The following is a 20,292-nucleotide window of genomic DNA, read 5'->3' on the forward strand; positions in this document are numbered from 1 at the left end:
GCCGGCCTTCAGGAAAGGCTGGACAGGTAGTCGTCGTAACCAAATTCACGGACCAGTTCGATGCTGCCATCGAGCTGCCGCACGGCGATGGACGGCATTTTCAGGCCGTTGAACCAGTTTTTCTTGACCATGGTGTAACCCGCCGCGTCGATGAACGACAGGCGATCGCCGATGGCCAGCGGACGATCGAAGCGGTACTCGCCGAAGATGTCTCCGGCCAGACAGGATTTGCCGCACACCATATAGGTGTGCTCACCCTCGCTGGGCGCCATCTTGGCGTTCAGGCGGTAGATCAGCAGATCAAGCATGTGCGCCTCGATGGAGCTGTCCACCACCGCCAGAGGCTTGCCGTTGTAGAGGGTGTCGAGCACGGTCACTTCCAGCGACGCGCTCAGGGTGATCGCGGCTTCGCCCGGCTCAAGGTAAACCTGCACGCCGTGGCGCTCGGCGAAGGCCTTCAGGCGCGCGCAGAAGGCGTCCAGCGGATAGCCTTCGCCGGTGAAGTGGATACCGCCACCCAGGCTCACCCATTGCACCTGCTTCAGCAGGTGGCCGAAGCGTTCCTCGATGTGGGTGAGCATCTGGTCGAACAGCTCGAAGCTGCCGTTCTCGCAATTGTTGTGGAACATGAAGCCGGAAATCTGGCCGATCACCGCCTCGATCTTCGCCGGGTCATGCTCGCCCAGGCGGCTGTGCGGACGGGCCGGGTCGGCGAGCAGGTAGTCCGAGCTGCTGACGCCCGGGTTCACCCGCAGGCCGCGCACATGGTTGGCCGAAGCCTGTTCGAAGCGCTGCAGCTGGCCGATGGAGTTGAAGATGATCTTGTCCGAGGCGGCCAGCACCTCCTCGATCTCGTCGTCGGCCCAGGCCACGCTGTAGGCATGGGTCTCGCCGGGAAACTTCTCGCGCCCGAGCTTCACTTCGTACAGGGAGGACGAGGTGGTGCCGTCCATGTACTGATGCATCAGGTCGAACACCGACCAGGTGGCGAAGCACTTCAGCGCCAGCAGCGCCTTGGCTCCGGAGTGTTCGCGCACGTAGGCGATCTTTTCCAGATTGGGCAGCAGTTTCTGCTTGTCGATCAGGTAATAGGGCGTCTTGAGCATCTGTAAACCCGTGCGAGTCGGCTGGCGGAGGCGCTTCGGCACCCCCCCTTTTCAAAGAGGGGGCGCATTGTGCCGATAACCGTCGCGGACTGGAAGGCCGCAAGCCGACTATCTCGTTTCGGGTTGTCTCAAGTCGAGGTGGCGAACAGGTTACAACGCCGGTAAATGGCGCCGAAAAGCAGGTTCTTGTCGCCGTTTCAGACGCCCGGCAGCTGCCAGGCGCTGACCGCCAGCAGTGCCAGCAGCACGCCAACGCTCAGCACGAACACCTGCAGGCGCCGCGGCACGTAGTTCGAGCCGATGTGAATGACCGCATGCACCACGCGTAGCGCCACATACAGCCAGGCCAGCAGCAGCGCGGCCAGGCCGACGCCATCGATGACATACAGCGTCAGGCACAGGGCATAGAACAGCACCGGGGCTTCGAACTGGTTGGCCAGGTTGTTGGACACCTTGACCACCGATTCCGGCCAGGCCCGGTTATCCAAGGCGGCTTCCTTCATGTTGACGGTGCGGGCCTTGATCGCGGCGGCCTTGCGCCGGGCCAGGATGACGTAGATGGACAGGGTCAGGGCGATCTGAGCCAGAACCGGCCAGAAAATCAGAGCGGCATTCATCCGTTGAACTCCAGGAGAGGGGAAGGCTGCAGGGTAGCGATCGCGCCGGCCCATGGCCGGCACTGGCGCGCAAACTCAGGCGGACTGCGGATCGGACCAGCTCATGGTCCATTCTTCGTGGCCGGTGTGTTCATCCGCCTGGCTGCCCAGCCGGCGGAAACCGTGCTTTTCATAGAAGGCGATGCTGCGCACGTTGGCCGCATAGACGCACAAGGTCAGCTCGGGCCGCAGCTGCTGGGCATGCTCGAGCAGCCGCGTGCCGATGCCTTCACCCTGGCGGTCCGGGGCAACGAACAGCGCGGACAGGGTGGTGCCGACCAGGGACAGGAAGCCCAGTACCTCGCCGTCCTCTTCATACACATAGGACTCGGCGGCGGGCAGGTAGACCTGCTGCATGTCGCCGACCCGCGCCACCCAGTAGTCCGGGGCGATGAAATCGTGGGCCTTGATGGATGCGTTCAGCCAGACGCCCAGCACGGCGTCCATGTCGGTGGGGGTAAAGGGTCGGATCATGTGTTGTTGTTCTATGCGGATCGGATGGCCGGATGCTCGCACAGAAGCCCGGGCCAGGCCAACCGGCGAAGGGCAGGCGCGTCCGGCGAGCGGTGTGGAGGCGGCTGGCTATGCTGATCCGGGACGAATAAGGCGAGCGGGGGTGCGGTGATGAAACGACTCAGTCTGTTGCGTGCCGCCGCCCTCGCTTGCACGTGCGCCTGGCTGGGGACGGCGGCCGCCGCCGAGCCGTCGCCGGTGCTGCTGAAGAACGTCCACCTGTTCGACGGCAAGTCGACCCGGCGCGCCGCGACTCCGGCCAATGTGCTGATCGTCGAAGGGCGGATCCGGAGCATCTCCGCATCCCCCATCCCGCTTGAAGCGGACATGCAGCCGCAGATCATCGACGGCGGTGGGCGCACCCTGATGCCGGGGCTGATTGACGCGCACTGGCACTCACTGCTGGCCAGCCCCAGTACCGTGCAGGCCCTGACCGCCGATATCGCCTATCTGCACCTGCTGGCCGGCACCGTGGCCGAGGCGACCCTGATGCGCGGCTTCACCTCGGTGCGCGACATGGGGGGGCCGTCCTTCGGTCTGCAGCGAGCCATCGAGGAAGGCCTGGTGCCGGGGCCGCGCATCCTGCCGTCGGGCGCGATGATTTCGCAGACCGGTGGCCACGGCGATTTCCGCCTGCCCCACGAAGTGCCGCGTCCCGAAGGCGCGCCACTGACCTACAGCGATCAGGTGCGCGTCACCGCCATCGCCGATGGCGCGGATGAGGTGCTGCGTCGTGCTCGCGAGCAGCTGATGCTCGGCGCCACCCAGATCAAGCTGATGGCCGGCGGCGGAGTGACCTCGCTGTACGACCCGATCGACGTCACCCAGTTCGGCCCCGAGGAACTGCGCGCCGCCGTGCTGGCGGCGGAGAACTGGGGCACCTACGTGGCCGTGCATGCCTACACCTCGAAGGCCGTGCGCATGGCCCTGGAGGCCGGCGTGCGCAGCATCGAGCACGGCCAGCTGGTGGACGAGGAAACCGTGCGGATGATGGTCGAAAAGGGCGCCTGGTGGAGCCTGCAGCCGTTCCTTGACAATGAGCTGGCCAACCCCAAGACCGGCGCGGCGCGCGCCAAGCAGCTGATGGTCAGCACGGGCACCGATCGCGCCTTCGAGCTGGCCAAGAAGCACAAGGCCAAGGTCGCCTTCGGCACCGATATCCTCGGCCGCGGCACCGTCGGCAATCACCAGAACGCGCTGCTGGTCTCGATGCAGCGCTGGTACAGCCCCGGCGAGGTCCTGCAGATTGCCACCCGCAACAATGGCCAGCTGCTGGCGCTGGCCGGGCCACGCTACCCGCTGGAGGGGCCGGTCGGGGTGATCGAGGAGGGGGCGATGGCCGATCTGCTGCTGGTCGACGGCGATCCCACCCAGGACCTGTCGCTGATCGGCGACCCGGAGAAGAACTTCCTGCTGATCATGAAGGACGGGGTGGTCTTCAAGAACCTGCTGCCATAGCGGGGCCGCCATCCGCCGCCAAGGCAGCTCAGAGCCAACGGCGGGTGCGTTGCCGGTAGCGCTGGAACTGCTCGGCGAAGCGGCTTTCCACCATGCGTTCCTCGCGGGGAATCACCACCTGGTTCATGTAAAGGAAGAAGGCCAGCGGGCTGAGCAGCGCGAGCCAGGAGTCCCGCCACAGGGCGAAGCCGGTCAGCACCAGCAGCATGCCGAGGTACATGGGGTTGCGTGACAGTCGATAGAGGCCGTCGGTGACCAGGGTGTCCGGGCTGCGCGTCGGGTCCACGGTGGTGCCGCGTGCGCGGAACAGCCCGGCGGCGAGGGTCAGCAGCAGCCCGCCGGCCAGCAGCAAGGCGATGCCGAGCCATGACAGCCCGGGCAGGCCCAGGGGCACGGATGACAGGCGGTCGAACAGCCAGGCCAGGCCGAGCAGAGCCAGCATGACCAGCAGGGGATAGCGCGCCATGAAGCCTCCTGGAGTGCGGTGCCGGAGCAGTCTACGCGGAGCACCCCGGCGCTGCCTATCAGGATGCGGCGCCGCAGTCGACTCCGGACCGCGCCGCGCTGAGCAGCAGGCGCTCGCGCTCGGTCCGCAGCCGCTCGCGCAGCTGGTTCAGCTCGTCCAGGCGGGCGTCCAGGGCGACCAGCTTGTCGGCGATCAGCGCGGCGCCACGGGCGCAGTCCAGTTGCCGGTTGCGCCGCGCGGCGAGCAGCTCGCGGACCTCCTCCAGGGCAAAACCCATCGTCTGGGCCTGACGGATGAAGGCCAGTTCGGCCACTGCCTGCTCGTCGTACTCACGGTAGTTGTTGGCGCGCCGGCGGGCCTGCAGCAGGCCGATGCGCTCGTAATAGCGCAGCGTGTGACGGCTGGCGCCGCTGCGAATTTCCAGTTCGCCGATACGCATTTCGTGCCCCCTTGACCTTCGACTGGGCTCGACAGTTTAGCCTGCGCCGCCTCTCCACGAAGGAAGCGACACGATGAATCCGACATGCCTAGTAACTGGAGCGAGTGGCTTCATAGGCCGCCACCTGCTGGCCACTCTCACTGCCCACGGACACCCGGTGCTGGCCCTGCTGCGCCGCCCCGAGACGCTGCCGGCGTTGCGCGAGCAGGTCGATGCCCTGGGCGGGCATGGCGAACTGCTGCATGCGCTGGCCGGTGATCTCGCCAGCTCCGGCCTGGGCCTGAGCGACTCGGATCGGCGACGCACTGGACAGGCGGCGGTGGTGTTTCACCTGGGTGCCCAGTTCGCCTGGCGCTTGCCGGTGGACCGGGCGCGCGCCGTGAACGTGCACGGCGCCCGGCAGATCGCCGAGCTGGCCGCCGCCTCCGGTAGTCGATTGCTGATGGTGGGCGGCTTCATGCTGCACAACTCCACGCACCTGCGGCGTCTGGGTATCGATACGGAGCACCCTGCGCGCACCGACTGGGCCGGCGTCTACCGGCGCAGCGGTGGCTACGAGGGCAGCAAGCTGGAGGCGCACTTCCTGGTCAACCGGCGGATGCGCGAGCTGGCGGGCGCGTTGACCTGCGTGCACCCGGCGACGCTCTGCGGGCACAGCCGGACCGGCCACATGCTGCCGGCGCAACCGCTGGCCGGGCTGATCGACAACCTGGCCCGAGGGCGTCTGCGGGCGATCCCCGGCACGCCGGCGCACTGGTTGCCGCTGGTGTGCGTGGATTTCCTGGCCGAGCTGCTGCGCCTGGCGGCGTTCGATCCGGCGCTGGTCGGTGGCGAGCTGCTGGTCCTGGACGATGCCACGCCGAACCTGGCCGGTCTGCTCGAGCGGCTGGCGCGGGCGCTGGCCGTCGCGCCGCCGCGTCGGTACCTGCCGCTCGGCGTGCTGCACGCCATCCTGCAGGTGCCGGGCGCGACGCAGCTGTTGCGCACCGAGCCGGAGTCGCTGCATTTCATCCAGACGCAACGCTTCGATACCTCGGTGACCCGCGCCTTCGCCGCGCGTCAAGGCGTGCCCTGGCCGGATATCGGCGCGGCGCTGGAAGCGACCGCACGGTTTGTCGGCCCGGCCGGGCGCTAGTCAGGCGATGCCCGCGCGCGCCAGCACGGCCCGTTCATCCACCACGTCGACCTGCTCTGGCGCCAGGAAGCGCTCGCCGTACCGGCGCGGCAGATCGCTGCGCACGAACAGGCGGAACAGGTCCGGGTCGATGTGGCCGTTGCGGCACATGTTGGCCATGAGCATGAGGGACTCGCCGAGGGTCTTGCCGCGCTTGTAGGGCCGGTCGACGGCGGTGAGGGCTTCGAAGATGTCGGCGATGGCCATCATGCGCGCCGGCAGGCTCAGCTGTTCGGCAGTCAGGCGGCGCGGATAGCCGTTGCCGTCCATGCGTTCGTGGTGGCTGCCGGCAATGTCGGGCACGTCCTTCAGGTGCGGCGGGAAGGGCAGGTGGCTGAGCATGATCAGGGTCTGCATGATGTGGTGCTTGATCAGGTAACGCTCCTCCTCGGTGAGGGTGCCGTGGCGGACCGACAGGCTGTGCAGCTCGCCCAGGTCGAACTTGTAGTCGGGCACGCGGATCTGGAAACCCCAGGGGTTGTCCGGAGCGATGCGTTCCGGCTCGGGGCGCTCGATCAGGTGATCCGGCCGGTCGGCCAGCAGCGGCTCCTCCACCGGCAGGGGCGCGGCCGGTTCCCGCGCCTTGCGCTGGGCTTCTTCCCAGGACAGGCCGAGGCGATCGTCCAGCGTGCGTTGCCAGCGCCGCCGGGCGATGCGCTGCAGGCGGCGCAGATCCTCGTCGGCCATGCTCTCGCCGCCCTGGTTGCAGCGGGCGACGAAGGCGAAGTCGTCGTCCAGCTCGGCCAGCTGGCGGTCGCGGCGCTCCGCCAGCGGCGTCGCGTCGCCTCCTTCGGCCAGGGCGCGCCAGTAATCGACCCAGGCGTCGCGCTTGAGCACCTCGAAGCGGGTGCGGATCTCGTGGATGCGGTTGTAGAGGGTTTCCAGCTTGGTGGACTTGTCCACCACGTATTCCGGGGTGGTGACCTTGCCGCAGTCATGCAGCCAGGCGGCGATATGCAGGGCTTCCCAGTCCTCGTCGGAAGGCCGGTAGTTCGCGAAGGGCGGCTCGTGGCTGGCGGCCGCCGCGCGCGCCAGCATCAGGGTCAGTTCCGGTACCCGCTGGCAATGCCCGCCGGTGTAGGGGCTCTTGGCGTCGATGGCGCCGGCGATCACCTGGATGAACGCTTCCAGCAGGCGCTTCTGGCGATCCAGCAGGCGCTGGCTCTCGATGCTCAGCGCGGCGGCGCCGGAGACGGCTTCCACGAAGGCGATGCGCGCCGGCTGCAGCAGACTGGGATCGCTCTGCGAGCCGGTGATGCGGTTGAGCAACAACAGCACGCCCAGGGTATCGCCCTGGCGGTTGTGCAGGCCGACGCATAACAACTGCAGCTGACGACAGTCGAGTCGCTCCATCAGCTCGCGCAGGTCGCCGGCCTGCTCGTAGCCCAGGGCGATCAGCAGGCTCTCGCCGCCTTCCGCCGGTTGACGCAGCCAGACCGGCGCGCTGGCGCTGTTCCGGTAGGCCAGCAGCCCGCCGCGCACCGGCGCGTCATGGGAATCGCGCAGCAGCCAGCCCTGGGGCTCCAGGCGGCCGCTGTCGGTGTCACGCAGGTACAGCAGGCCGGCGTCGGCGCCGCCAATGCCCAGGGTTTCGCGCAGCACCCGTTCGAGCAGGGCCTCGTAGCGGGTTTCGGCGGCCAGCGAGGCGTTGATTTCCAGGAAGCTGGCCAGGTTGGTGCGCATGTGGCGCATCACCCCGGCCAACTGGTCGATCTCCAGCACCGGCGAGCGGTTGTCCACCGTCTGGCTGAAATCGAAACGGCCGATGGCTTCGGCGTTGCGCGCCAGGCTGCGCAGCGGCAGTACCAGCAGTCGCGAGGCCAGCCAGGCCAGCAGCATGCCGAGGACGGTGACGCCAATGGTGATCAGCGCGCTCTGCCAGCGCACGCGATAGGCGTCGTCGAGCAACTGGTCCTCCGGCACCAGAATGGCCAGGTTGAGACCCTGCGGCCCGCCTTCGGCGATGCGGCTGCGCGACACCAGCCAGTCGCGCCCGGCCAGGCGCAGGCGGCCCTGCAGCAGGGTGGGCATGTCGAACAGCGCGGCCAGCCCGGGGCTGAGGCGCCGGGCGGGAATCAGTTGGTCCGGGGCGTCGTCGATCACCAGCGAACTGCTGGGGAAGGCCACGGCGCGCCCCTGGCTGTCGTAGAGCACCAGCTGGGTATCCGGCGTGACGTTGTGGCGGGCCAGGGTGGCGGACAGGTCGGCCAGGGTAAGGTCGGCGGCCAGCACGGCCTCGCCGTGCACGGCCAGGGCCAGGGTGGTGCCGACCTGGCGGCTGGAATAGAACACATACGGCTCGGTGGTGGTGATCCGGGCGCTTTCCCGGGCGGCGACATACCAGTTGCGGCCGCGTGGGTCGTAGGCCTCCGTGGGTTGCGTCACGCGGCTGATGACATTCAGCGTGTCGTCGTAGAAACGGTATTGGGAGACGATGCGCCGGCCGCTGCGCTCGATCGACCAGACCTGGAAGCGCGCGCCCTGCGGGGCGTCGAGCAGCGTTCTGAGGCGTGTATCGCGCAGCGGTCGGACCATGAAGAAGTCGCCATCCGGATAGCCGACGTAGAGAGAGTCCAGTTGCGGGTTGTCGCGCAGCGCCTGGCTGAAGGGCCGCAGCAGCGGCAGGCGCTGGTCCAGATCGCGGCCCAGGGTCGAGGGTGCCTGGGACAGCAGCTGCAGCAAGCGGCGGATCGGCGTGAAGGTGTTCTGCAGGTCTTGCTCCACGGCTTCCTGGATCTGCGCCGACAGCTGGGCGCTGCTGTCATAGATGATCTGGCTGGCCTGGCGGTAATGAAACACGCCCAGCACGAAGCCGCTGAGCAGCAGCAGGCTGCCGAACAGCAGGGTGATCAGGACATGCAGAGGCAAGCGGTGAACGGCCTTGGGCATCGAGTGCGCTCCAGAGCAGGCCATGATCCCTGGCCCGCGACGGGTACTGGAAGCGTAGACGGCCGGGTCGGTGCCCCGCGCCGTGGCGCCCTCAGCTGGCGCGCAGCGGCACGCTCAGGCTGACGCGCAGGCCGTCGGGGCGGTTGTCGAAGTCGAGCCGGGCCGCGCAGCGCTCGGCAATCGCCTGGACGATGGCCAGGCCCAGGCCGTTCCCGTTGCCCTGGCTCCAGAAACGCTGGGTCAGCCGGGACAGGTGTGTGTCGGGCACGCCGGCGCCATGATCGCGCACCGTGAAGCGTACCCGGCCCGTATCTTCCGCCACCCACAGCTCCACGCGGGTGCCCGGCGGCGTATGGCGCACGGCATTCTCCAGCAGATTGCGCAACGCGGTGATGGCCAGCACCGTGGGCATGGCCAGCGGGGTGCTGGTCAGTGGCTCCGTCAGCTGCAGCGCGACAGGCGCCGGGCTGACATCGTGAATGGCCAGTTCGGCCACTTCGCGGGCCGACAGGGGTTCGTCGTCTTCCAGCGGCAGCTGGCCTTCCAGGCGCGCCAGTAGCAGCAACTGCTCCAGGGTGCGCTGCAGGCGATCGGCACCCTGTTCGGCATTGGCCAGCGCCTGTTCGGCGGCGGCGCCATCGGTCATGCGCGCCACCTGCAGGCAGGTCTTGATCACCGTCAGCGGGCTGCGCAGCTCGTGGGCCATGTTGTTGGTCAGGCTGCGTTCGCGCTCCATGGCTGCGGCGATGCGTTCCAGCAGCAGGTTCTGGGAGGTCACCAGCGGCTGCAGTTCGCTGGGCAGGTCCTGATCGGGCAGTGCGCGCAGATCGTCGGCGCTGCGCCGTGCCAGGGCTTCGCGGATGCGCGTCAGCGGCGCCAGGCCCTTGCCGATGCCCAGCCAGAGAATGGCCAGGCTGCCGAGCAGCGCGACCAGGGCTGGCACCATGGCGCTCAGCCAGATGGAGCGTTCCAGTTGCGAACGTTCGTCGAGGCGGTCGGCTGTGGTGATGCGCAGGCCCTCGTCGTTGATCAGCGTGTAACTGCGCCAGAGGAGGCCATCGATGGTTTGCGAACGGTACCCCTTCTGCGCCGGGTCCAGCGGGTCGCCAGGCAGGGCGTGGCTGCGCGCCAGTACGGTGCCGCGCAGGGAGCTGACTTGGCAGCGCAGGCCATTGGGAATGCCCAGTTGTTGCGCGCTCAAACGCTGCTCATCCAGACTGTTGAGCAGGTCTGCCGGCAGTTGCGCCACCAGCCCGGCGACCATGCGTGCCGAGGCGGCCAGGCGCTGATCCAGGGCCAGCATGGTCTGATTGCGCAGATCGAAGAGCAGCCAGGTGGCCGTCAGGGTCCAGAGCAGCAGGAAGGCGCTGCCGAGGATCAGGCTCAGGCGCAGACGCAGGCTCATGCGTCGGTCCGCCCGGGTTCGCCGAGGCGGTAGCCCAGGCCACGTACCGTCTCGATGATCTGGCTGCCCAGCTTGCGGCGCAGGTGGTGGATATGCACGTTAAGGGCATTGCTCTCCACGTCGTCGGCGAAGCCGTAGAGCGCGTTCTTCAGCTGTTCCCCGCTGAGAATGCGCCCCGGGTTGTCCAGCAGGGTTTCCAGCAGGGCGTGTTCGCGCCGGGTCAGTTCCACCGGCAGGCCGTCGAGCAGCGCTTCGCGGGTGCTGGGGTCGTAGCGCAGCGGGCCGTGCTCGACCGGATTCACGCAGCGGCCGCCGGCACGTCGCTTCAGGCTGTACAGGCGCGCGGTCAGTTCGCGCAAGTCGAAGGGCTTGAGCAGGTAATCGTCGGCGCCGGCCTGCAGGCCGGCGACCCGGTCGCTCACCGTGTCGCGGGCGCTGAGCATCAGCACCGGGGTGGTCAACCCCTGCCGGCGCAAGCGTTGCAGCAGCGACAGGCCATCCTCGTCGGGCAGGCCGACGTCGAGCACCAGCACATCGAAGATCGCCGCGCGCAGCAAGGCCTCGGCGGCGGCGGCGCTTGCCGCATGCTCGGTGGTCAGCCCCTGAACATTGAGGCCGGCGACGATGGCGCTGGCGATCAGGGGGTCGTCTTCGACGAGCAGGACAAGCATGGCAAATCACTTACGACAGAAACGTGGCGGCATTATGCCCTGCCGCGCGCCGCGAATGCTGATCCGGATCAGACGGTCTGCGACCTTTGGAGGGAGGCCGGCAGTCCGAACTTAACGCAGCCTTAATCGAGCTGCGGCAATTTGGCACGGTGGTTTCATAGGGTCTTTGCGTCGTGCCCACAGACGGCGAAAGGATCTGCCCGATGTACATCTCCAATGATGAGGGGAGCGCAATGAAGAAGCTTCTGACCCCGTTGACCCTGGCCGTGGCGCTGAGCGCGGCCACCAGCGCCCAGGCGCTGGAAGGCGACGCCAAGGCCGGCCAGCAGGCCGCGGCCGTCTGCACCAGCTGCCACCAGCCCGATGGCGGCGGCATGAACATCGCCGGTGGCCAATCCTGGCCGCGCCTGGCGGGCCTGAATGCCGACTACCTGTACAAGCAGCTGAACGACATCAAGGCCGGCAGCCGCCAGAGCCCGGTGATGATGCCGTTCGTGAACATGCTGACCGATCAGCAGATGCGTGATGTGGCGGTCTATTACAGCCAGCTTCCCGCCACCGCCGGCAAGGGCGGCGAGCAGGCCAGCGCCGAGGAACTGGCCCACGGCGAAAAGCTCGCCACCGTCGGCGACTGGGAGCGCTACATCGTGCCCTGCCAGAGCTGCCATGGGCCGAACAACCAGGGCGTGGGCGCAAACTTCCCGGCGCTGGCCGGTCAGAACGCGGGTTATATCGCCGATCAGTTGCACGCCTGGAAGAACGGCACCCGCGACAACGACCCCCTGCATCTGATGCTGGCGATTGCCGAGCGTATGGATGAGAAGGATATCCGCGCGGTATCCCAGTGGCTGTCCCGGCAGCCGGCCAAGTGAGGAGCGAGTCGATGAATACCCCATTCGTGAAACTGGCCGCCGCCGTCGCGGTCGGCCTGCTGAGCCTGAACGCCAGCGCGGAAGTGCGCTTCCCGGTCGAGATGCCCAAGCCGAAGGAAGGTCAGCTGGTGCATGTGCCGCCGACCATGGACGACCTGGAAAAGAGCGCAATGCACCCGGAGCTGAAGCGGGTGATCCGCCGTGGCCATGACCTGTTCATGAACACCCAGCAGCTGCGCGGCAAGAACGTGTTCAACAGCATGAACTGCAGCAGCTGCCACATGGGCGAAGGGCGCCTGCCTTACGCCGGTCCGGTGTGGCCGGCGGCCGTCACCCTGCCGGACTTCCGGCCGAAGAACAACCATGTGAACAACCTGGAAGAGCGCATCGCCGGCTGCTTCAGCTTTTCCATGAACGGCAAGCCGCCGGCCTATGGCAGCGACGACATGCTGGCGCTGTCCGCCTACCATCAGTGGCTGGCCAAGGGTGCCGAGATGTATCCCACTGCGCCGATCTACGGGCGTGGCTATCCGAAGCTGAGCGACCCGCAGCAGAAGCCGGATCAGGCGCGTGGCAAGCAGATCTACGAGGCCAAGTGCAGCATCTGCCACGGCAAGGACGGCGCCGGCCTGGTGCAGAACGACAAGGTGGTGTTCCCGGCGGTGTGGGGCGACCGCTCCTACAACTGGGGCGCCGGCATCTCCCGTCACTTCACCCTGGCGGCCTTCGTCAAGCACAACATGCCGCTGGGCCAGCGCGGCACCCTGAGCGACCAGGAAGCCTGGGACGTGGCGCAGTACATCAACACCCAGGAGCGCCCGCAGGACCCGCGCTACACCGGTGACGTGAAGGAAACCCGTGCCAAGTACGAGGCTACCTTCCACAAGACCACCAGCTATGGCCTGACCGTCAATGGCAAGTTGCTGGGCGACCACGACAATGTGGGTGAGAAGGACTTCCTCAAGCCCGAAGCGCTCAAGCCGCGCACCTTCCGGGCTGAATAAGCCCGTCCCCGAGCCGGCGCCCACCGAGCGGTGTGCGCCGGCTTCCGATCTGCCCTGTAGGGCCGGCTTTACGCCGGCCGGCGGGCTTAAGCCCGCGCCGTGGCGCCGGGCTCATCCCCGCCGGCCGGGATAAACCCGGCCCTACAAGGGGGGCGGCGGCTTACGGGTTTATACCGCTCGCCGCCTCGCCAGGGCGCGCTGCAATGCCTGCACCAGGGCGGCCATCAGCAGTACCAGCACGATCCCCAATATCACGTTCAGCAAGCGGCCCTGCGGCTGTTGCCAGTCCGTGGCCAGCCCTTCGCGCAGCAGCAGGCAGCCGAGCGTGGTCTGGATGGCGAACAGCAGGTAATGGCTGGCCTGAAAGGCGCGGTTGACGAAGATCACCGGCAGCAGCAGAGCGCTGAGCAGCAACGGCCGCTGCAGGCTGTGGCCGACGGCGGTCATCAGTGCGCTGACCAGCAGCACGGCCAGGGCCATGTACAGCAGCGGGCGCAGCCCCTGCACCAGGTTGAGCTGCAGCATGATCACCACCGTCAGGCTCAGCCAGTAGCCGTGGGCCAGTTCCAGCCGTTCGATGAACAGGCCGGCCAGCCCCAGGGACAGCACGCAGGCCAGTGCGTGCAGCAGCCACGGTTCGCGCGGAACGCTGCGGGCCTGGCGCCGCATCACGCGCAACACCGCCAGCAGGCGCGGCATGTACGGCCAGGTGCGCAACGCATGCAGGCCGCGCAGGATGAAGGCCAGCAATGCGGTCCACAGGGCGCCGAGCAGGAACAGCATGGCGATCGCCCCGGCATTGTTCAGGTCGCTGTGGTTCAGGCTGCCCTGGCCGAGGCACAGGCACACCGCCAGGCCGAGGCCGAGCTTGCCGGCTTCGTTGCCGTAGCGTTGCAGGCGGGCCAGCAGCAGGCCCATGGCGGCGAACAGCACCAGGCTGAGCAGCGGATGCGTGGCGGCGGTGTAGCCGAGGGCGGCCGCAGCGGCGCCGAAGGTGCCCATGAGCAGCATGCGCAGCATGCCGTAGCGGTGCAGCGGATTGGCCAGGGCCGCCTGGAACGCCCCCAGGGCTGCCCACAGGAAGCCGTTATGGCCGCTGACCAGGCCGAGTATCAAGGGCAGGGCGCAGCCGAGCGTGGCGACAGTGGCGACACCCCAGACCGGTGCCGAAAAGCCGTGGCGGACGGCATGGGGAATACGAAGACGCATGGTTCGGGTGTCGTGTCGGGATCGGGACTCTGCGGCGAAGCGGGTTGCCTGCGCTGAGTAGACTGACTCACGCAGGCAACGTTCAGTCACAGCGGGCGTGCCCTGCCGGTCAGTTCCAGGGCCATCTCACTGGCGTAGCTGTCGGTCATCCCGGCGATGAAATCCAGCATGCGCAGATAGCCCCGGTACAGCGGCCAGTGCGGATCGGGCGCGTTGTTGCCCAGCAGGTCGAGCACCCGGCGATGCTTGAACGAGGGCGTACGCCCGCCATGCTGCTCGCGTGCCGCGCCGCAGAAGGCGTTGAGCAGGATTTCCAGGGTGGTGTAGGCGCCGATCTCGTGCAGCGTCTTGCGCTTGTCCTGGAAGATCTTCTCCCGCGCGGTGGCCTTGGCCTGCTGCACGCAATAACGCGCCGGCCCCTGCATGTGCTCCACCAGGTCGCCTTCCAGGGTGCCGGCCAGCAGGGCGTCGCGCTGGTCGACGAAGGCCCGCGCGGCGGCGTTGGTCAGGTGCTCGATGGCCTTGCCGCGCAGGATCGCCAGCTTGCGCCGGCGCGAATCGTGCGGACCGAGCTGGCGGTAGGTTTCCGGCAGGTCGTCGCCGACCAGGCCGAGCAGCAGGGCTTCCACCTCGGCGTAATCGAGCAGGTCCATTTCCAGGCCATCTTCCAGGTCGATCAGGCCGTAGCAGATGTCGTCCGCCGCCTCCATCAGGTAGACCAGCGGATGCCGCGCCCAGCGCTGCTCGTCCAGCTGTGGCAGGCCCAGCTTGCCGGCGATCTGCTCCAGCACCGGTAGCTCGCTCTGGTAGCAGCCGAACTTGTGCTTCTTGTAGCCCAGGGCGTCGGCGTGGCGGGAGCTCCAGGGATACTTCAGGTAGGTGCCGAGGGTGGCGTAGGTGAGGCGCATGCCGCCGTCGAACTGGTGATATTCGAGCTGGGTCAGCACCCGCAGGCCCTGGGCGTTGCCTTCGAAATGCAGGAAGTCGTTGCGCTGGTCGTCGTCCATGTCGTCCAGCCAGCCACGTTCGCCGGCCTGCTGGAACCAGTGGCGAATGGCGTCCTCCCCGGAATGGCCGAACGGCGGGTTGCCGATGTCGTGGGCCAGGCAGGCGGATTGCACGATCATGCCCAGGTCGCCCGGGTCGCACCATTCCGGCAGCTCGCCGCGCAGCATCTCGCCGACGCGCATGGCCAGCGAACGGCCGACGCAGCTGACTTCCAGGGAGTGGGTCAGGCGCGTGTGGATGTGGTCGTTGCTGGATACCGGGTGCACCTGGGTCTTGCGGCCCAGGCGCCGAAAGGCGCCGGAGAAGATCACCCGGTCGTGGTCCTTGTGGAACGGCGAGCGGCCAAGTTCCTCGGTGCCGTGCGCGGGCTTGCCGAGGCGTTCGCGGCTGAGCAGGGAGTGCCAGTCCAAGGGCGGGTCTCCAGAAGGGGCGGAGGCTGAAGCTTGGCCACTTCCGGCAGATTGGACAAGCTGAGAACAGGGCGTCGTTCGCGGTGCGCTTGCCAGCCAGGTAGGGTGGGTAACTCGCGCAGCGATTACCCACCGAAGGGGGCTGCGGTAGACAAGGCTGCGCCGTTGTCTACCCTACGGTCCTCCACGGGGCCTGAAACGAAAAAGGCGCCCGAAGGCGCCTTTTTTCATTTCTGCGGACCGGGCTTACTTGCCCTGCCAGCGCTTCAGCACCAGGGTGGCGTTGGTGCCACCGAAGCCGAAGCTGTTGCTCATCACGGTGTCGAGCTTGGCGTTCTCGACGGTGGTGCGCTGGATCGGCAGGTCGGCGACTTCCGGGTCCAGTTCCTCGATGTTGGCCGAGCCGGCGATGAAGTTGCCTTCCATCATCAGCAGGCAGTAGATCGCTTCCTGCACGCCGGCGGCGCCCAGGGAGTGGCCGGACAGGCTCTTGGTGGAGCTGATGGCCGGGGCCTTGTCGCCGAACACTTCGCGCACGGCGCGGGCTTCCGCGACGTCGCCGACCGGAGTCGAGGTGCCATGGGTATTCAGGTAGTCGATCGGGCTGTCGACGGTGGCCAGGGCCTGCTGCATGCAGCGCACCGCGCCTTCACCGCTCGGGGCGACCATGTCGTAGCCGTCGGAGGTGGCGCCGTAGCCGACGATTTCCGCGTAGATCTTGGCGCCACGGGCCAGGGCGTGTTCCAGCTCCTCGACCACCACCATGCCGCCACCGCCGGCGATCACGAAGCCGTCACGCTTGGCGTCGTAGGCGCGGGAGGCCTTTTCCGGGGCGTCGTTGTACTGGGTGGACAGGGCGCCCATGGCATCGAACAGGAAGCTCTGGCTCCAGTGTTCTTCTTCACCGCCGCCGGCGAAGACGATGTCCTGCTTGCCCATCTGGATCTGCTCGACGGCGTTGCCGATGCAATGCGCGCTGGTGGCGCAGGCCGAGGAGATCGAGTAGTTGACGCCCTTGATCTTGAAGGGGGTGGCCAGGCATGCGGATACGGTGCTGCCCATGGTGCGCGGCACGCGGTACGGGCCGACGCGCTTGACGCCCTTCTCGCGCAGGATGTCCATGGCTTCCATCTGGTTGAAGGTGGAAGCGCCGCCCGAGCCGGCGATCAGGCCGGTGCGCGGGTTGGAGATCTGCTCCTCGCTCAGGCCGGCATCGGCGATGGCCTGCTGCATGGACAGGTAGGCAAAGGCCGCAGCGTCGCCCATGAACCGGTAGACCTTGCGATCGATCAGCTCTTCCAGATTCAGGTCCACCGAGCCGGATACCTGGCTACGCAGGCCCATTTCCGCATAGGACGGATTGAAACGGATGCCCGGGCGGCTGGCGCGCAGGCTGGCGGAGACGGTTTCTTTATCGGTGCCCAGGCAGGAAACGATGCCCAGGCCGGTAATCACGACGCGACGCATACGGATTGACCCTTAGAAATTGTCAGTGGAGGTGAACAGGCCGACGCGCAAGCCTTCGGCACTGTAGATTTCGCGGCCATCGACGCTGACGCTGCCATCGGCGATAGCCAGGATCAGCGAGCGGTTGATGGTGCGCTTGATGTGCAGGTTGTAGGTGACCTTCTTGGCGGTGGGCAGCACCTGGCCGAAGAATTTCACTTCGCCCGAACCCAGGGCGCGGCCCCGGCCGGGGTTGCCCTGCCAGGCCAGGAAGAAACCGACCAGCTGCCACATGGCGTCCAGGCCAAGGCAGCCGGGCATGACGGGGTCGCCTTCGAAGTGGCAGCCGAAGAACCACAGGTCCGGGTGGATATCGAGCTCGGCGACGATCTCGCCCTTGCCGTATTTGCCACCGACGTCGGAGATATGGGTAATCCGGTCGACCATCAGCATGTTCGGCGCGGGCAGTTGCGCATTACCCGGGCCAAACAGCTCACCGCGGCTGCAGCGCAGCAAGTCTTCCCGGGTGAAGGCGTTCTGTTGTGTCATGCGAGTTCCTCAAAAGTCCCAGTATTGGCTCTGGGGTAAATCGTTCGTCTGCACGCGCGTGGCTGTGCAAATCAGCCTAAGAGACAGCCGCCTGCACGAGAAAGTCACAGGCGACGGGATACAAGTGTTCGCCAAACGCGAATCCGAAGTGCTGAGACTTTAGCACTCGCGGTCGGGCGACTCCTTGCGTTCGGTCAGCCAGCGTAGCAGCAGGCGCTGCAGATCGGCCCGCTTGAAGGGCTTGGCCAGATAATCATTCATGCCCGCCGCCAGGCAGGCTTCGCGGTCGCCGGGCAGGGCGTTGGCGGTCAGCGCGATGACCGGGACCTCGGCGTAGCCCGGCAGCCTGCGCAGCTCGAGGGTGGCGCTGAGGCCGTCGAGTTCGGGAAGCTGGCAGTCCATGAGCAGGGCGTCGAAACGTTCCGTCTCGGCCATGCGCAGGGCTTCGCGACCGGTGTAGGCCTGGCTGATGCGATAGCCCAGGCTGCGCAGCATGGCCTGGGTGACGGCCTGGTTCACCGCATTGTCCTCGACGATGAGGATGTGCTGGCCGCCGCCGAGTGCCGCGTCCAGCGGTTCCCGATCCGGTACGTTCGCGTCTTGCAGTGTGCAGTCGAGGGTCAGCTCCAGGGTAAAGGTGGACCCGCTGCCGGGCTGGCTGCGCGCAAACAGCTGGCCGCCCATGCCCTCGGCGAGGGTGCGGGCGATGGACAGGCCCAGGCCGGTGCCGCCATAGCGGCGGGAGATCGAGCTGTCGGCCTGCTGGAAGGGATCGAACATGCGCGCCAGCCGCTCGGCCTCGATGCCGATGCCCGAATCCTGCACGGCGCAGCTGAGCCGCAGGCGCGATTCGTCCACCTGCTGCCAGCGAACTTCCAGGCGCACGCCGCCACGCTCGGTGAACTTAAGGGCGTTGCCCAGCAGGTTGACCAGGATCTGCCGCAGGCGGGTGGGATCGCCGCGCACCTCGTAGTCTTCCAGGCCCGGCTGAGTGTCGGCCTCCAGGCTCAGGCCGCGCTGCTGGGCGCCCGGCTGGAAGGCCTGCAGGGTGTTCTGCAGCAGCTCGGCGAGGTTGAACGGGATGTGTTCGAAGTCCAGCGATCCGCGTTCGATGCGCGAGAAATCCAGGATGTCGTTGATCACCTTCAGCAGGTGTTCGGTGGATTCGTTGGCCAGTGCCGTGTACTCGGCCTGCTCGGAATCCAGGGGGGTGGTTTCCAGCAGCTGCAGCATGCCGAGCACGCCGTTCATGGGGGTGCGCAGTTCATGGCTCATCATGGCCAGGAAGTCCGATTTGGCACGGTTGGCCGCCTCCGCTTCCTCACGGGCCAGGGTCAGCTGGCGAATGCTGATCTGCTGCTCGCGGTTGGCGGTGGCAAGTGCCACCGCCAACTGGTTGATGTGGCGGGCCAGGTCGCCCAGCTCGCGAATGCGTGGCTCCGGAAGCAGCGCGACCTGCTGGCCACGGCCGATGGAGAGCACCGCGCGGTCCATGTTGCCGATCGGTCGCGAGAGGCCGCGGGCCAGGCGCTGGGCGAGCAGCAGCGTGAAGGACAGGGCGAAGGCCAGTAGCAGGCCGGCGCTCATCAGAATCTGTCGCTGGCGCTCGCTGAACGGGTTGTCGGTCATGCTGACACGCACCCAGCCCAGCCGCTCCTCCGTGGCGGCGGGACGCTCGTACCCGCCCGGCAGGAACGGGTCGCTCAGCGGGATCGGCTGACGGCGGATCGAGGCCACATACAGGGAAATGTTCGCCTCGTTGGGCCCAGCCGGCTGGCCCGCCACCGCCAGCAGCCGGTCGTTGTGGTCGTAGACCTCCACGGCGCGCAGATAGGGCGTATCCATGCTGCCCTGCAACAGGCTCTCCAGCACCAGCGAGTTGCCGGTGATCACGCCGAATTCGGTGGCCGGGGCCAACTGGTCGGCAATCAGCTGGCCGACCTGGTCGCGCTCGGCGCGCAGATCCTGCAGGCGTGAGTGGGTGAAGTAGGCGATCAGCACCAGGCCAAGGGCCAGTGCCGGCATCAGGCTGACCATCAGCGTGTGGGTATGGATGTTGCGGCTGTGCCAGACGAAGAAGGACCGCTTGATGGATTTCATGGAGTGGCCTCCAGGCGTTGCAGCCCTAGTTCCAGCTGGTGCGGGTCGGGCATCGGAATACCGAGCGACAGGGCTACCCGGGTATTGCCCATGACTTTGAAGTGGGTCGGGTAGTGTTCGTGTGGCCAGTCGGCGGGGTTGCCGTCGAGCAGCGTGCCAAGGGTGGCGAGCCAGTCCTGCTGATCGCTGTAGCTGCTGACCAGGCTGCCGGCATGCACGAAGGCGGCGGTTGGCCCGATCAGCGCCTGGCGCCGCCCGTAGCTGCTGAGCAACAGGGTCTTGATGGTGTGCGGGTTGTACAGCTGAGAATCGTCCAGCCCCAGCAGCACGTCGCTCTGGTCCAGCAGGCGGCTCAGTACGCGCGGGTCCCGGGTGTTCGGCCAGAAATGTGCGTTGATCTGCAGATCGCCTTCGGGGGTCGCCTGGCGCAGTTCCTGAACCAGGAAGGCGCTGTCATTGCTGTACAGCACGCCGATGTGACGGGCCTGGGGCAGCAGCAGGCGGATCAGGTTGAGCTGGCGGGCCGGGGGCGGGTCGCTCCACAGCAGGGTGATGCCCAGTGGCTGTCGGCGCCCGAGGATCTGCCGCGCCTCGACCCGGTTGACCTGCATCACCAGCGTTGGCGGACCGTCCACGGAGCGCTGGCGCCAGTCCAGCAACTGCGGGCCGATGAGGATCAGGCGCAGATCCGGCGGCAAGGTGGCGGCCTCCGCCGGCAGTTGATCGGTGGTCGCAAGGCGCACGCGATCCGCTGGCCGAGCGGCCTGCAGGCCGACCAGGAAGCGCTGCAGGGCCGGGCTGTTTTCCCGCGCCGCCACCAGAATTTCCAGGGCCTGAACGGCTGGCGCTCCGGCCAGCAGTAGCGCGGCGAGACAAAGCCCCCGCAGCGCTTTCATCCGTGAATGCGTGGTCATGGA

At 67.3% G+C, this 20,292-nt stretch carries 18 protein-coding genes; 4 read left to right on the top strand and 14 right to left on the bottom strand.

Annotated features, from left to right (window positions below):
* Positions 1-8 precede the first annotated feature (8 nt).
* The 3 genes from VL129_RS12975 to VL129_RS12985 all read right to left on the bottom strand — a co-directional run bounded on the left by VL129_RS12975 (position 9) and on the right by VL129_RS12985 (position 2,236).
* On the bottom strand, positions 9-1,106 hold the full coding sequence (locus VL129_RS12975) for a carboxynorspermidine decarboxylase (RefSeq protein ID WP_325413338.1): 1,098 nt from the start codon (positions 1,104-1,106) through the stop codon (positions 9-11).
* Positions 1,107-1,303: 197 nt separating this feature from the next.
* A complete protein-coding gene (locus tag VL129_RS12980; RefSeq protein WP_325413339.1) occupies positions 1,304-1,723 on the bottom strand; it encodes an MAPEG family protein in 420 nt (139 codons plus the stop codon).
* Positions 1,724-1,798: 75 nt separating this feature from the next.
* A complete protein-coding gene (locus tag VL129_RS12985; protein WP_325413341.1) occupies positions 1,799-2,236 on the bottom strand; it encodes an N-acetyltransferase in 438 nt (145 codons plus the stop codon).
* A 150-nt stretch (positions 2,237-2,386) separates the two neighbouring features.
* Here VL129_RS12985 and VL129_RS12990 point away from each other — a divergent pair, with 150 nt between their 5' ends.
* Positions 2,387-3,733 (top strand): metal-dependent hydrolase family protein, encoded by a 1,347-nt coding sequence (locus VL129_RS12990; protein ID WP_325413343.1) that lies wholly within the window; start codon positions 2,387-2,389, stop codon positions 3,731-3,733.
* A 28-nt stretch (positions 3,734-3,761) separates the two neighbouring features.
* On the opposite strand, the gene VL129_RS12995 is transcribed toward VL129_RS12990, so the two are convergent.
* On the bottom strand, positions 3,762-4,199 hold the full coding sequence (locus VL129_RS12995) for a methyltransferase family protein (RefSeq protein WP_325413345.1): 438 nt from the start codon (positions 4,197-4,199) through the stop codon (positions 3,762-3,764).
* A gap of 58 nt (positions 4,200-4,257) precedes the next feature.
* Complete coding sequence (locus VL129_RS13000; RefSeq protein WP_325413347.1) at positions 4,258-4,638, bottom strand: MerR family transcriptional regulator; 381 nt, start codon at positions 4,636-4,638, stop codon at positions 4,258-4,260.
* A 73-nt stretch (positions 4,639-4,711) separates the two neighbouring features.
* On the opposite strand from VL129_RS13000, the gene VL129_RS13005 reads away from it, so the two are divergent.
* Positions 4,712-5,773, top strand: a complete 1,062-nt coding sequence (locus VL129_RS13005; RefSeq protein WP_325413348.1) for an SDR family oxidoreductase — start codon at positions 4,712-4,714, stop codon at positions 5,771-5,773.
* Here the strand turns inward: VL129_RS13005 and VL129_RS13010 are convergent, their stop codons facing one another.
* From VL129_RS13010 to VL129_RS13020, 3 genes are all read right to left on the bottom strand, one after another.
* The gene (locus VL129_RS13010) at positions 5,774-8,701 is read right to left on the bottom strand and encodes an HD domain-containing phosphohydrolase (RefSeq protein WP_325413351.1); all 2,928 of its coding nucleotides are present in this window, start codon (positions 8,699-8,701) and stop codon (positions 5,774-5,776) included.
* A 91-nt stretch (positions 8,702-8,792) separates the two neighbouring features.
* Entirely contained in the window at positions 8,793-10,106 is a 1,314-nt protein-coding gene (locus VL129_RS13015; RefSeq protein ID WP_325413353.1) for a sensor histidine kinase, read from the bottom strand.
* Entirely contained in the window at positions 10,103-10,777 is a 675-nt protein-coding gene (locus VL129_RS13020; protein WP_325413355.1) for a response regulator transcription factor, read from the bottom strand. Before VL129_RS13020 ends, VL129_RS13015 begins: the two co-directional genes overlap by 4 nt.
* A gap of 233 nt (positions 10,778-11,010) precedes the next feature.
* Between VL129_RS13020 and VL129_RS13025 the strand changes: the two genes are divergently transcribed.
* Together VL129_RS13025 and VL129_RS13030 are read left to right on the top strand one after the other, a co-directional pair.
* A complete protein-coding gene (locus tag VL129_RS13025; protein ID WP_325413357.1) occupies positions 11,011-11,649 on the top strand; it encodes a c-type cytochrome in 639 nt (212 codons plus the stop codon).
* Between the two features lie 11 nt (positions 11,650-11,660).
* Positions 11,661-12,653 carry a c-type cytochrome gene (locus tag VL129_RS13030; RefSeq protein ID WP_325413359.1) on the top strand — a complete coding sequence of 331 codons (993 nt, stop codon included), beginning with the start codon at positions 11,661-11,663 and terminating at the stop codon, positions 12,651-12,653.
* Between the two features lie 168 nt (positions 12,654-12,821).
* Here VL129_RS13030 and VL129_RS13035 read toward each other — a convergent pair whose 3' ends face one another.
* The 6 genes from VL129_RS13035 to VL129_RS13060 all read right to left on the bottom strand — a co-directional run bounded on the left by VL129_RS13035 (position 12,822) and on the right by VL129_RS13060 (position 20,289).
* Entirely contained in the window at positions 12,822-13,862 is a 1,041-nt protein-coding gene (locus tag VL129_RS13035) for an FUSC family protein (RefSeq protein WP_325413361.1), read from the bottom strand.
* Positions 13,863-13,948: 86 nt separating this feature from the next.
* Positions 13,949-15,280: a deoxyguanosinetriphosphate triphosphohydrolase gene (locus VL129_RS13040; RefSeq protein WP_325413363.1), complete on the bottom strand. Its 1,332-nt coding sequence runs from the start codon at positions 15,278-15,280 to the stop codon at positions 13,949-13,951.
* Positions 15,281-15,526: 246 nt separating this feature from the next.
* Entirely contained in the window at positions 15,527-16,747 is a 1,221-nt protein-coding gene (gene fabB, locus VL129_RS13045) for a beta-ketoacyl-ACP synthase I (RefSeq protein WP_325413365.1), read from the bottom strand.
* Positions 16,748-16,759: 12 nt separating this feature from the next.
* A complete protein-coding gene (fabA, locus tag VL129_RS13050; protein ID WP_027589720.1) occupies positions 16,760-17,275 on the bottom strand; it encodes a 3-hydroxyacyl-[acyl-carrier-protein] dehydratase FabA in 516 nt (171 codons plus the stop codon).
* Positions 17,276-17,434: 159 nt separating this feature from the next.
* Positions 17,435-19,375 carry an ATP-binding protein gene (locus VL129_RS13055; RefSeq protein WP_325413368.1) on the bottom strand — a complete coding sequence of 647 codons (1,941 nt, stop codon included), beginning with the start codon at positions 19,373-19,375 and terminating at the stop codon, positions 17,435-17,437.
* Positions 19,372-20,289 carry an ABC transporter substrate-binding protein gene (locus tag VL129_RS13060; protein ID WP_325413370.1) on the bottom strand — a complete coding sequence of 306 codons (918 nt, stop codon included), beginning with the start codon at positions 20,287-20,289 and terminating at the stop codon, positions 19,372-19,374. Before VL129_RS13060 ends, VL129_RS13055 begins: the two co-directional genes overlap by 4 nt.
* Between the last annotated feature and the right edge of the window lie 3 nt (positions 20,290-20,292).

This window comes from Pseudomonas sp., from assembly GCF_035497915.1.
Taxonomy (GTDB): Bacteria; Pseudomonadota; Gammaproteobacteria; order Pseudomonadales; family Pseudomonadaceae; genus Serpens.

Coding starts and splice junctions, on each gene's coding strand:
- VL129_RS12975 (WP_325413338.1), bottom strand. CDS start 1,106: ATGCTCAAGACGCCCTATTACCTGATCGACAAGCAGAAACTGCTGCCC.
- VL129_RS12980 (WP_325413339.1), bottom strand. CDS start 1,723: ATGAATGCCGCTCTGATTTTCTGGCCGGTTCTGGCTCAGATCGCCCTG.
- VL129_RS12985 (WP_325413341.1), bottom strand. CDS start 2,236: ATGATCCGACCCTTTACCCCCACCGACATGGACGCCGTGCTGGGCGTC.
- VL129_RS12990 (WP_325413343.1), top strand. CDS start 2,387: ATGAAACGACTCAGTCTGTTGCGTGCCGCCGCCCTCGCTTGCACGTGC.
- VL129_RS12995 (WP_325413345.1), bottom strand. CDS start 4,199: ATGGCGCGCTATCCCCTGCTGGTCATGCTGGCTCTGCTCGGCCTGGCC.
- VL129_RS13000 (WP_325413347.1), bottom strand. CDS start 4,638: ATGCGTATCGGCGAACTGGAAATTCGCAGCGGCGCCAGCCGTCACACG.
- VL129_RS13005 (WP_325413348.1), top strand. CDS start 4,712: ATGAATCCGACATGCCTAGTAACTGGAGCGAGTGGCTTCATAGGCCGC.
- VL129_RS13010 (WP_325413351.1), bottom strand. CDS start 8,701: ATGCCCAAGGCCGTTCACCGCTTGCCTCTGCATGTCCTGATCACCCTG.
- VL129_RS13015 (WP_325413353.1), bottom strand. CDS start 10,106: ATGAGCCTGCGTCTGCGCCTGAGCCTGATCCTCGGCAGCGCCTTCCTG.
- VL129_RS13020 (WP_325413355.1), bottom strand. CDS start 10,777: ATGCTTGTCCTGCTCGTCGAAGACGACCCCCTGATCGCCAGCGCCATC.
- VL129_RS13025 (WP_325413357.1), top strand. CDS start 11,011: ATGAAGAAGCTTCTGACCCCGTTGACCCTGGCCGTGGCGCTGAGCGCG.
- VL129_RS13030 (WP_325413359.1), top strand. CDS start 11,661: ATGAATACCCCATTCGTGAAACTGGCCGCCGCCGTCGCGGTCGGCCTG.
- VL129_RS13035 (WP_325413361.1), bottom strand. CDS start 13,862: ATGCGTCTTCGTATTCCCCATGCCGTCCGCCACGGCTTTTCGGCACCG.
- fabB (WP_325413365.1), bottom strand. CDS start 16,747: ATGCGTCGCGTCGTGATTACCGGCCTGGGCATCGTTTCCTGCCTGGGC.
- fabA (WP_027589720.1), bottom strand. CDS start 17,275: ATGACACAACAGAACGCCTTCACCCGGGAAGACTTGCTGCGCTGCAGC.
- VL129_RS13055 (WP_325413368.1), bottom strand. CDS start 19,375: ATGAAATCCATCAAGCGGTCCTTCTTCGTCTGGCACAGCCGCAACATC.
- VL129_RS13060 (WP_325413370.1), bottom strand. CDS start 20,289: ATGACCACGCATTCACGGATGAAAGCGCTGCGGGGGCTTTGTCTCGCC.